The organism is Erysipelothrix urinaevulpis, assembly GCF_009828835.1.
Taxonomy (GTDB): domain Bacteria; phylum Bacillota_I; class Bacilli_A; order Erysipelotrichales; family Erysipelotrichaceae; genus Erysipelothrix; species Erysipelothrix urinaevulpis.
In genome coordinates, this window is the sequence record NZ_WTTB01000005.1 from 172,419 (window position 1) to 183,198 (window position 10,780).

The window sequence follows — 10,780 nt, forward strand, 5'->3', positions numbered from 1 at the left end:
AAAAAGCCTTTTTCACGATATAATAAGACCTAAGAGGAGGAATGAAAATGATTGTTTTATACTCTTCGCCAGGGTGTGCTTCATGTCGAAAAGTTCGCCAATGGCTTAAAGATCGAAATTTAAAGTTTGTGGAAAAAAACATCTTTACCTCCGAGTTAAGTGATAAAGAAATTAAACATTTACTAATGAGAAGTGAAAATGGTACAGATGATATTATTTCAAAACGTTCAAAAGTAATGAAAGAATCAATGTTAGATTTAGAAGAATTATCAATGAGTGAATTGATTACATTTATTCAGCGACATCCATCGGTTTTAAAACGTCCAATCGTTATGAATGACAAATCGTTTTTAGTCGGTTATGATGATGAGGAAATTGATGCATTCTTACCATCAGAATTGAGACATTCATCTTTAGTGACTGATGAAATGAGTGAAGAAATCCACATCATCAATGACGAAGTAAAGGATGAGGAAGTATGAAAGTTTTAGTTGGTTTATCAGGTGGAGTTGACTCCGCTGTTGCTGCATATTTATTGAAGTCGCAAGGACATGATGTCACTTGCGCTTTTATGCGTAATTGGGATTCGTTAACAAATAATGATATCTTGGGTAATCCAAGTTTGAATGATGACCAATGTACCCAAGAGAAGGACTATGATGATGCAAAACGTGTCGCTGATCATCTTGGTTTACCTCTTTTAAGGGCTGATTATGTTAAGGAATATTGGGATGATGTGTTTACTTACTTTTTAGAAGAGACAAAAAGAGGTAATACACCAAATCCAGATATTTTATGTAATAAGTATGTTAAATTTGATGCTTTTTATGATTTTATGGAGGAAAACGGTTTTGAGGCATTAGCCATGGGACACTATGCAATTGTTAAAGATGGTAAAATGTACAAAGCACAGGATTCATCCAAAGATCAAACGTATTTTTTAAGTCGTGTTAATCCTTCTGTTTTAGATAAAGTTATTTTTCCATTGGGTGGTCTTGATAAAACAGAGGTTAGAAAAATAGCACAAGAAATTAACTTACCTGTTGCTAATAAAAAAGATTCGACTGGAATTTGCTTTATTGGTGAACGAGATTATCGGAATTTTTTACAAAATTATATCACTGATGCGAATGGTCCTATTGTGAATGTTGACACAGATGAGGTTTTAGGTGAGCACAATGGGGTTATGTTCTATACGGTAGGACAACGTCATGGCTTAGATATTTCAACCTCTGTTGGTCCTTGGTTTGTTGTTGGGAAGGATTTAAGTAAAAAAACGATCTATGTTGGTAAAGGGTCGAATCACCCTATGTTATACTATTCAAAAGCAATTATTAAAGATTTGAATTGGTATGGACCTAAAGTAGAAAAAAATGCAGATGTCAGTGCTAAGTTTAGATATCGTCAGGTAGATCAACCTGTTCGCATTTCACACTTAGATGATGGAAGTTTGGAAGTAACGATGACAGAACCCGTGAAAGCCGTAACCCTTGGTCAAGAAGCTGTCTTTTATGATGGTGACTTAGTGCTTGGTGGAGGTCGGATTGATCAAGTATTTGATTTAGAAGGGCGTGAGGTGACGTATGATTCGAAATAGAGATTTAGATAACGGAAGATTTAAATTTGGTCCAAAAAAATCAATTGGACTGGTCTTGGCATATTTTGTTGGGTTTCAATTTGTATTTATCCTTATTGGTAGTTTAATGTTTCCGCCTATTGGACAAACAATTAGTCCTCAAGCGCAAATGTTTTCAATTATCGTAACACTAGTCTTAACATTGTTTTTAGTAAAAGACAGCTTAAAACGAAGTTTTCAAATGTTTAAAACTAATTGGAAAGAAAACTTGCTGCTGATTGTTAAATTATGGATAGGAATTTATATTGCAAATTTATCTGTTGGTCTACTCATTCAATTCTTGGGTGGTGGGGCGACATCAGGAAACCAAGAAACACTCGAAGTAGGTTTTGGTCAGTTTCCGGTTTTATTTTCATTTATGGCTGTTGTTTTCGCACCAATTGTTGAAGAAATTGTCTTCAGAGGAGTTCTCTATCAAGAATTACGTAGTGAAAAATCGTATATTTTACCAACAATTGTGAGTTCATTAAGTTTTGGCTTGTTGCATACGTTACCTGTCTTTATGATGAGCGGTAATCCATACGAGTTCTTGTTTCTAATCTCGTATTCTCTAATGGGGTTTTTCATGGTTAAAGCATATGAAAGATCTGGTAGCATTTGGACATCTATTGGATTACACTTTTTGAATAATGGCATCGCAACACTTGTGATGTTATCGATGATGTGATTATAGGGGGTAGTGTGTGTTAGAAATAAAAGGGTTAGTAGAAACTAGAATATTTGTATCTGAGCAATCTGGATTTGGTATATTCCGGATTGCTCTTTTAGACGAAGATGGTTCCTTGACAATTAAGGGACCTTTAAGTCAATTAAAAAAAGAATCGTCTTACTTGTTTAAGGGTGAATATCATGATGATCCACGATACGGAATCCAGTTGAACGTTTATTCATACGAAGAAATTTTGCCCAGTGAAAAAGAACATGTTCTTAAATACTTAAGTGGACCTAGTTTCCCAGGGATTGGTATTAAATCAGCAGAAGCAATCGTTGAAAAGTATGGTGAAGATGTCTTGGAATTGATTAGCCAGGACGAAAGCTTCACGATTGATATTCCAGGGGTAAGTAAAGAACGTTTACAAAACATCTGTGACACAATTCGGAAGCAAAGTCCTTTAGATCAAGCGATTACTCTCATGTTGTCGAGTGGATTTTCATCGAAGCAAGTTGCATCTGTTAGTAAAGAATATGATCAGGAAGCCTTGGCAGTCATTGAAGAGAATCCTTACTTACTCATGATGCATGTTACAGGTGTTGGCTTTAGAACAGTCGATCAACTAGCAAAAGATTTAGGAATTGGTGATGATGATTCTCGAAGACTTCAAGCGCTTATCTTAGACCAGTACCAAAAACTGACGTTTGGGCGAGGTGATTCATTTTTATATCTCGAAGAATTTTTTGACAGACTTGATGAATCACTTTATCCTTACTTAAAAGATGCGATTGCTGGATTGATTGATTTAAACATGATGGTTTTTGATGAAGGGAAATTATACCACCATACTCAATATGAATCGGAAGTTTTTGTGAGTGACTTTATTAAGACGTTTGAATATCGAGGGTACGATTTTGAAATACCACATTTTGAGTCGTCATTTGAAACTGTTGAAGACGATTTAAGTTTAAAATTTGATGAGAGCCAAAAAGAAGCGATTCAAGAGTTTTTAAAGAATGATTTAATGGTTCTAACAGGTGGACCTGGAACAGGTAAAAGTACATTGCTTTCAGGAATTGTTTCGCTATTACAAAATTCATGTCCTTGGTTACATATCACATTATGTGCCCCAACTGGACGTGCAGCTAAACGGTTAACTGAATTAACCAATGTTCATGCAGCAACTGTGCATTCAGTTTTACGTTGGGAGCCAGATGGCAATACATTTGGTCAAAATGAAGATAACCCATTGCAAACAGATGTCTTAATTGTGGATGAGTTCTCAATGGTGGACATTTGGCTTTTAAATCATTTATTAAAAGCATCTAAAAACGTTAAAAAAATTCTATTCGTTGGTGATAAAGACCAGCTACCTTCAGTGGGGCCTGGTTTTGTTCTTGGGGATTTGATTGAGTCAAAACAAGTACCAGTATTTTTCTTAGAACGTAATTATCGTCAGGAAGAAGGGTCGGAAGTTGTTGATTTAGCATTAACAGTTAAAGACGGTCAATTTGATTTAGAAGGATATGGTGATGAGGTCAAATTTTTTGATTCGCGCTATGGTCCTGTTCATGAAATAGTCACCAAAGTTGTTGATCAAGCATTGAGTCGAAATTATTCAATTTATGATATTCAAGTCTTGGCGCCAAAGTATGAAGGGGTTGCTGGAATCAATACACTCAATCATGTTCTACAAAAAACATTTAATCCTCCAACAGATGAAAAATTAGAACTTCAAGTTGGTTCAACGGTATTTCGTGAGGGTGATAAAATTCTTCAATTAAAAAATCAACCCGATGATATGGTATTTAATGGAGACGTTGGTGAACTGATTGCAATTAGTGGTCATGAGATTATTGTTGATTTTGAAGGCAATATGGTATCATATTTACCCGTTGACTATTTAAATATTACCCATGCTTATTGTATGTCTGTTCATAAAGCTCAAGGGTCAGAGTACCCAATTGTAATTTTGTTGGCGGATCCAAGTTATGGCATTATGTTATCAAGAAGATTGTACTATACAGGGTTAACCCGATCTTCTAAATCTCTTGTATTAGTTGGTGATTATGATTCGTTTGTAAAGGCTTCAAAAAATCAAAATGAATCTCATCGATACACGTATCTGAAAGAGCGACTTGAAAGGGCTTAGAATTCTTGTTATACTTTAAGTGTCTAAGACGTGATGAATCTTAGATATTGGTGGATTAGGTTTGGGAGACAGAAGTTTATATTATAATGCAAGCCATTATAATAAAAAATAACACCGCTTATAATAGGTGTTATTTTTTTTTGTCTATTTATTTTTTAATTCTGCTAATATCTGTTCAAGTAGTTCGGTTTCACTCGGACCGATGTCTTCTTCAACGTCTTCTTCAATTTCTTGTTTTTTAAACTTATTAATGGCTTTAATCGCTAAGAAAATTGAAAATGCGATGATCACAAAATTAATAATTGCTTGAATAAATGAGCCATAGTTTAGGCTTGCCTCTGCATTCAATTGGATTTTCAAGCTATCAAAATTTGCTGATCCTAACACTAAACTAATGAGTGGGGTAATAATATCATTGACCAAAGACGTAACAATTGCTCCAAATGCTCCTCCAATAACAACCCCGACTGCCATATCAAGAACATTTCCTTTAATTGCAAATTCTTTGAATTCTTCTAAAAAGTTTTTCATATCCATCCTCCTTATAACCATAGTGTACACTAAAAATATTCCAAAAACCAAGAGATATGATATGATATTAACATGTTTAGAAAGAAGGAATAATTATGGCAGTCATGAAATATTTTGAGGAAATCAGTAAAATTCCTCGTGCATCATTTGATGAAAAGAGAATCAGTGATACTTTAAAAGAATTTGCGATTGAAAGAAATTTAAAGTTTATCCAGGATGATATGTATAATATCATTATTTTTAAAGAAGCAAGTAAGGGTTATGAAAAGGCACCGGTTGTTATGTTGCAGTCTCATATTGATATGGTTGCGGAAAAGAATAAAGATAGTGATCATGATTTTGACCATGATCCAATTGAATTAATTGTTAAAGATGGCGTGCTTTGGGCTAATAATACAACATTAGGAGCAGATAATGGTGTAGGTGTTGCTTATATGATGGCTCTTTTAGATCAAGGAGAGGCTCATCCGGCGTTAGAGTGTGTCTTTACTGTTCAAGAAGAAACAGGTCTAACAGGTGCTGCTATGCTTGATACCTCAATGTTGAAGTCTGAACTATGTGTTGGTTTGGATAGCTCAGGAGACACTGAAACATGTGTATCAACCTCTGGTGGAGTAAGGGGTCTTATGGAAAAAGAAATTCAATTTGAATCCGGCTCATTTGAAACATTAAAAATTGAAGTTCGTGGTTTATTAGGTGGACATTCAGGCGGTGAAATTGACCAAGAGAGAGCCAATGCGAATAAACTTGCGGCTATTTTATTGCACCATGCCTTGAAAAAAGATCCAAAGACATGTCTCGTTGATTTTGATGGTGGTTTGAAAATGAATGCGATTACCCGTGAAGCTGATTTAGAAATTGCTGTAAGTGATAGTGTGGCTGTGGAATCTGAGTTAAATCGTGTTAAAGAAGAAATGTTGAAGCAATATGAGTTTTCAGATGCAGGCTTAACTATTTCTATTAGTCAGTCGACATCGGATAAAAAATTGAATCAAAAAGATACTTTGGCGATCAAAAATTTATTGTTTATGCTACCTTATGGTGTAATTCAAAAAAGTAAAGCGATCGATGATTTGGTCATTACATCAGCCAATATTGGAACTATTCGCACTGAATCTAACCGTTTTGAAGTCACTGTATCATTACGTGCGACTCAAGCGTATGTGTTGGATGTGGTGATGGATCAAGTTGCTTATCTTGCCCAAGTGAATGGTTTTGAGATAGATTATTCTTCCCATTACCCAGGGTGGGATTTTGATAGTCAATCTAAATTTAGACAACGATTAAAAGATGTCTATCGTGATATTCGAGGTAGTGAAATGCTTGAAACAGCAACGCATGGCGGGATGGAATTAGGGATTTGGAAAGATAAGATGAATCATTTAGACATTATCAGCTTTGGTCCTAATATGTATGATATTCATACACCAAATGAACATTTAGATATTGAGTCATTTGAAAAGACTTATATATTACTTGAAAAACTGTTAGAGTCTTTAAAAACGTATTAAATCATAATGGTATAAAACACTAAGTTAAGCTTGGTGTTTTTTTATATAGATAGTATTTTGTAAACTTAAAATGATTGAAATTGTATGAATTCACAAATTATTAATGATAAAGTAAGGAGTAAAGACTGTATTTTAAGCCTGTTTATGATAGTATAAATATAGAGTTATTAGATTTAAAATGGGTGTTTCAAAGTTAAAAGGAGATATATCATGTTTAAATTTTTAAAGAAAAAAGATGGAAAAGATACCTTTAGTGGATTTGCTAAAGGAACAATGAAAAGCCTTGATTCCGTTCCGGATGCTGTATTTGCTCAGAAAATGATGGGTGATGGGTTTGCGATTGAACTTGAAGAAGGAAAAATATATTCACCAGTTGATGGAGAAATTACACTTGTGTTTCCAACAGGTCATGCGTATGGGATTACGACTGATCGTGGTGTTGAAGTTTTAATTCATATTGGTATTGATACCGTTGAACTAGAAGGTCAAGGGTTTAATGGGAAAGTTAAACAAGGGTCACGTGTTAAACAAGGTGACTTACTGACTGAGGTTGATTTAGACTTTATTCGTGGTCAAGGAAAGCCTACGATCACTCCCATGATTTTTACATCGGGTCATGCGGTTGAATTATTGAAGGTTGATGAAAGAGTAGATAAGAATACGAATGATTTATTTTCGTTTAAGGAAGTGTGATAATTAGAAAATATAGGTGATAGGATGGCTTACTTTAATTACCACGCTAAAGCAAAATATTTGATTGCAAATGGGCATTTAACGCATTATGAGATTGTTGATGATTGGAATGGAATTAAGCCAGCGCTTGTTCTTTATTTTGATAATAATAGACCGATGCCTATTCGCGAATATCGTTGGCCTGAGTATTTTGAAATATTATAATTAACACCATTATATGGTGTTTTTTTTATGTTTAAGTTTTAACCTTGAATGCTTTATGCTAAAATGGACAAAACAAGAAGGGTGAACCTATGAAAAAAACATCGTTGATTAAAGAAAGATTGAAGCGTACATCATTGTTATGTGGTTTGTTTTTTGGAGCCGGTAATCTGATTTTCCCAGTTGCAATTGGTCAGCAATCAAATTCCTTGATGCCGTTTGCGAGTCTTGGGTTTATTTTATCTGCAGTAGGTTTAGCATCGTTTGGGGTTATTGCGACAGCTCACTCCAATAAAAACAGTCTTGAGGGCATGTTAGAGCCTTATGGCAAGAAGTATGCTCGTTTCTTTACAATGTTACTGATGTTAACAATAGGGCCTTTATTTGCCCTTCCTAGGACTGCGACAGTCCCTTATGAAGTGACATTGCCAACTTTATTACCCATGATTAATCATCAAGTTGGTTTGTTAATCTATTCGTTTATATTTTTTGGAGCAGCTCTTTTGATTGCCTTAAATCCTCGTAAGGTTGAAAAGTGGATTGCATTAATTATCAATCCGTTATTTCTTGCTTTACTTTTAATATTTATTATCGTTGCCTTGGTGCGACCAATGGGCTCAATTTCGAACTTGACACCTTCACAAACGTACATGACCAACCCTGTTCTACAAGGATTTAAAGATGGTTATCAAACCATGGATCTCTTAGCAGCCCTGTCTTTTGGATTTGTTGTTTATCAAACAATCAGTGGAGATCAATCATCCAAGAACAGTCCTCAAAAGGAATTAATTTACGCTAGTTTGTTTGCAGGATTGTTTATGAGTGGTCTCTACATTTGCTTAGCGTATATCGGTGCTACGTCTCTAAATAATCTTGAGGTATCAAAAAATGGTGGGCTTGCCTTAGGACAAATTTTCAATTTCTACTTTGGACGCCCGGGTCTACTTTTCTTTGCGATCATTATTACATTGGCATGTTTAAAAACAGCGATTGGTCTCATTACGAGTTGCTCAGCATATTTTATATCTGTTCTTGGAAAAAAAGAATATCGTAAAATGGTACTATTTATCACTGGACTAGGTTTCTTAATTTCAAATTTTGGTTTGAATACAATTGTTAGTTTATCAATTCCTATTCTCAATTTTATTTATCCTCTGGCTATTTTTCATTCAATCATTGCAGTATTCTTTAAACGCCTTTTAAACTCTAAACATTCTCTCATCATTTTGACATGCCTTGTTGCCACGTGCTCATTTTTAGATCTATTAATAAGTTCGTCAATAATTTCTCAAACGTTTATGACTCTTTATTATCGATTTATACCATTTGCTCGCTATGGATTTGCTTGGGTTAGCCCTGTGATATTGGCAGGTTTAATTCAGTGGTTCTTAGCAAAAAAACAATTTAAAATTTTTATAAAAGATGATAATATTGAAAGAGACAGGAGATTAAACAATGAAAAATAAAAATGAATCCTATTTTATCGAATTACCTGAAGAAGTTATTGATCTTGTTGAGTTTAAAAACCATGACGAGATCGAATTAAATATTGGCGATAAAGGGATCTTGTTACGAACGGATGCCTCAAAGAAGGAGCACGTCCCCATGAAGCCCGTTGTTATTGCAAGCGTAATAACTTTGGTCACATCCTTTGCAGTATTCTTCTCATTCAAGCAAATACCACTCACTGGATATAATTCAATTGCTACTGTAGTTGTAATTATGGGAATCTTGACCGGGATGATTAATTTTACTTATTTTTTCACAAAATCAAAACACAGTGATATTCCAATGATAACCAGTAAAATATATTGGCGAAACTTTCCAGCAGTTCTTTTTTCGTATACTATTTTATTGGTAATCTCATTGTTGTTTTTATTCAAAGTTCTTGATCAATTATTCTTAGGAGCTAGCTTTGACATTTATACTTCATCAATTATTACCACACTTATGATCAGTGTAATTAACTACATGATGATTTATATTTCTCGCACATTAACACCACAATCATTGATACGTTCACTGATTGCTATTATTATTGGTGGTGTAACAATTGCGATGATCACAAACAAAGATCAACAATGGTGGACAACAAACTTTAGTTTTCTAGGGACACCTGATGCAACCAATAGTTGGCAGTTTAATTTGACCTTGATGCTTTCCGCATTATTAATGATTGCTCTTATAGATTATTTGTTTGTTTTGCTCTATTCAATCTTAGGGAAAACAAAAGGGTTAATTATCTTAAAAGTTTTATTAATTGCGACAGCAATATCATTAGGTGGCGTTGGTTTCTTCCCGTACAATTTTAACGAGTTTTCTCAACAAATGCATAATCGCGTTGCTGGTTACCTCGTCTATTTATTTATAATTCTAATTGTTTCAATTCGATGGCTCATTCCAGGATTAAAGAAAAGTTTCTTGCTCTTTTCATATGCAATCGGGGGCTCGTTAATCTTAGGCGTATTTTTATTTCTAGGCATTGGTTATTTGTCATTAACGGCCTTTGAGTTAATTACATTCATTTTGGCATTTACATGGTTATTATCACTTTTGAAGTATTTAGTGGACATTGTGACCTACGAAGGGAAACGCTTTAAGGTAAAACTAAGTACGATAGAAAATAATCAATAAATTATCAAAAATAATCTTAGAAACCCTTGCATTATTGCTTGCTTTGTTTTATTATATCTAGGCAAGCAAATGCCCGAGTGGCGAAATTGGTATACGCACAGCACTCAAAATGCTGCGAAGTTAAATTCATATCGGTTCGACTCCGATCTCGGGCACCATAATATATTAAAGTAAGCAGTCTTTCTCATAAGATTGCTTTTTTTTGTGTGAGGTTTTGTTAAATGAATCTATTGAGAGTGACTCAATGTACTGTGTTATTAAGTTGAAGAAAAGTAATATTAAAATTTAGAGGAAAATATACTGGATTGTTGTGAGTACAAAACTACGAAGATAAAAGGATTAATCTCTATGTTTCATCTATTTTAATTCATAAAATAGGACAAAAAGCACCTAGAATTTTGAAATACTCTTGATTTTTATTTATCAAGCAGTGATTTTGATTATTGTTGCATTCACCAATTTTAAGAAAAATAATAAATATTAAAAAAACTTTGGCTATAAATTTTTGGAGTAATGACTATGATTATACATCTTTACTTTAGTAATAAACTAAAATAGAAAGTATACTTTGTTACTAATTACCTATAGAATATTACTTAAAATAAATTCTAATAATCTTTACAATAAGAATGTAAGCGTTTTCGATAAAGTCCATATAATTGTGTAAAAGTAAAAAAAGCCATAGAGGCTCTGTTATTATGTTAGTACCCAAACAAACATAAGGAGATCTCTATGACACAAATTAATTTTACTTTAGATTCACAACAGAT

At 33.9% G+C, this 10,780-nt stretch carries 10 protein-coding genes and 1 tRNA gene; 10 read left to right on the forward strand and 1 reads right to left on the reverse strand.

Annotation, left to right across the window (positions count from 1 at the left end; all coding sequences use genetic code 11):
• Nucleotides 1-47: 47 nt before the first annotated feature.
• The 4 genes from spx to recD2 are packed head-to-tail and all read left to right on the forward strand — an operon-like array spanning nt 48 to nt 4,440.
• Nucleotides 48-482: a transcriptional regulator Spx gene (gene spx / locus GVV10_RS07135; RefSeq protein ID WP_159521112.1), complete on the forward strand. Its 435-nt coding sequence runs from the start codon at nt 48-50 to the stop codon at nt 480-482.
• A complete protein-coding gene (gene mnmA / locus GVV10_RS07140; protein ID WP_159521114.1) occupies nt 479-1,597 on the forward strand; it encodes a tRNA 2-thiouridine(34) synthase MnmA in 1,119 nt (372 codons plus the stop codon). Before spx ends, mnmA begins: the two co-directional genes overlap by 4 nt.
• Nucleotides 1,584-2,303 (forward strand): CPBP family intramembrane glutamic endopeptidase, encoded by a 720-nt coding sequence (locus tag GVV10_RS07145; protein WP_159521116.1) that lies wholly within the window; start codon nt 1,584-1,586, stop codon nt 2,301-2,303. Before mnmA ends, GVV10_RS07145 begins: the two co-directional genes overlap by 14 nt.
• A gap of 16 nt (nt 2,304-2,319) precedes the next feature.
• Entirely contained in the window at nt 2,320-4,440 is a 2,121-nt protein-coding gene (gene recD2 / locus GVV10_RS07150) for an SF1B family DNA helicase RecD2 (RefSeq protein WP_159521118.1), read from the forward strand.
• 144 nt (nt 4,441-4,584) lie between these two features.
• Here recD2 and mscL read toward each other — a convergent pair whose 3' ends face one another.
• Nucleotides 4,585-4,971: a large-conductance mechanosensitive channel protein MscL gene (gene mscL / locus GVV10_RS07155; RefSeq protein ID WP_159521120.1), complete on the reverse strand. Its 387-nt coding sequence runs from the start codon at nt 4,969-4,971 to the stop codon at nt 4,585-4,587.
• 95 nt (nt 4,972-5,066) lie between these two features.
• Here mscL and pepD point away from each other — a divergent pair, with 95 nt between their 5' ends.
• The 6 genes from pepD (at nt 5,067) to GVV10_RS07185 (ending at nt 10,168) form a co-directional block, all read left to right on the forward strand.
• On the forward strand, nt 5,067-6,482 hold the full coding sequence (gene pepD, locus GVV10_RS07160; RefSeq protein WP_159521122.1) for a beta-Ala-His dipeptidase: 1,416 nt from the start codon (nt 5,067-5,069) through the stop codon (nt 6,480-6,482).
• Nucleotides 6,483-6,692: 210 nt separating this feature from the next.
• Nucleotides 6,693-7,175 carry a PTS sugar transporter subunit IIA gene (locus tag GVV10_RS07165; RefSeq protein ID WP_159521124.1) on the forward strand — a complete coding sequence of 161 codons (483 nt, stop codon included), beginning with the start codon at nt 6,693-6,695 and terminating at the stop codon, nt 7,173-7,175.
• Between the two features lie 24 nt (nt 7,176-7,199).
• Nucleotides 7,200-7,379 (forward strand): thermostable hemolysin delta-VPH, encoded by a 180-nt coding sequence (locus GVV10_RS07170; protein WP_159521126.1) that lies wholly within the window; start codon nt 7,200-7,202, stop codon nt 7,377-7,379.
• An 89-nt stretch (nt 7,380-7,468) separates the two neighbouring features.
• Nucleotides 7,469-8,842 (forward strand): branched-chain amino acid transport system II carrier protein, encoded by a 1,374-nt coding sequence (brnQ, locus tag GVV10_RS07175; protein ID WP_159521128.1) that lies wholly within the window; start codon nt 7,469-7,471, stop codon nt 8,840-8,842.
• A complete protein-coding gene (locus tag GVV10_RS07180) occupies nt 8,832-10,010 on the forward strand; it encodes a DUF998 domain-containing protein (protein ID WP_159521130.1) in 1,179 nt (392 codons plus the stop codon). The genes brnQ and GVV10_RS07180 overlap by 11 nt, the downstream gene beginning before the upstream one ends.
• Nucleotides 10,011-10,081: 71 nt before the next feature.
• A tRNA-Leu gene (locus GVV10_RS07185) sits at nt 10,082-10,168 on the forward strand.
• Nucleotides 10,169-10,780: the final 612 nt, after the last annotated feature.

Bases quoted from the DNA above. Each gene is read 5' to 3' on its own strand.
- GVV10_RS07145 (WP_159521116.1), top strand. From the start codon at position 1,584: ATGATTCGAAATAGAGATTTAGATAACGGAAGATTTAAATTTGGTCCA.
- GVV10_RS07180 (WP_159521130.1), top strand. From the start codon at position 8,832: ATGAAAAATAAAAATGAATCCTATTTTATCGAATTACCTGAAGAAGTT.
- GVV10_RS07170 (WP_159521126.1), top strand. From the start codon at position 7,200: ATGGCTTACTTTAATTACCACGCTAAAGCAAAATATTTGATTGCAAAT.
- brnQ (WP_159521128.1), top strand. From the start codon at position 7,469: ATGAAAAAAACATCGTTGATTAAAGAAAGATTGAAGCGTACATCATTG.
- mscL (WP_159521120.1), bottom strand. From the start codon at position 4,971: ATGAAAAACTTTTTAGAAGAATTCAAAGAATTTGCAATTAAAGGAAAT.
- pepD (WP_159521122.1), top strand. From the start codon at position 5,067: ATGGCAGTCATGAAATATTTTGAGGAAATCAGTAAAATTCCTCGTGCA.
- mnmA (WP_159521114.1), top strand. From the start codon at position 479: ATGAAAGTTTTAGTTGGTTTATCAGGTGGAGTTGACTCCGCTGTTGCT.
- spx (WP_159521112.1), top strand. From the start codon at position 48: ATGATTGTTTTATACTCTTCGCCAGGGTGTGCTTCATGTCGAAAAGTT.
- GVV10_RS07165 (WP_159521124.1), top strand. From the start codon at position 6,693: ATGTTTAAATTTTTAAAGAAAAAAGATGGAAAAGATACCTTTAGTGGA.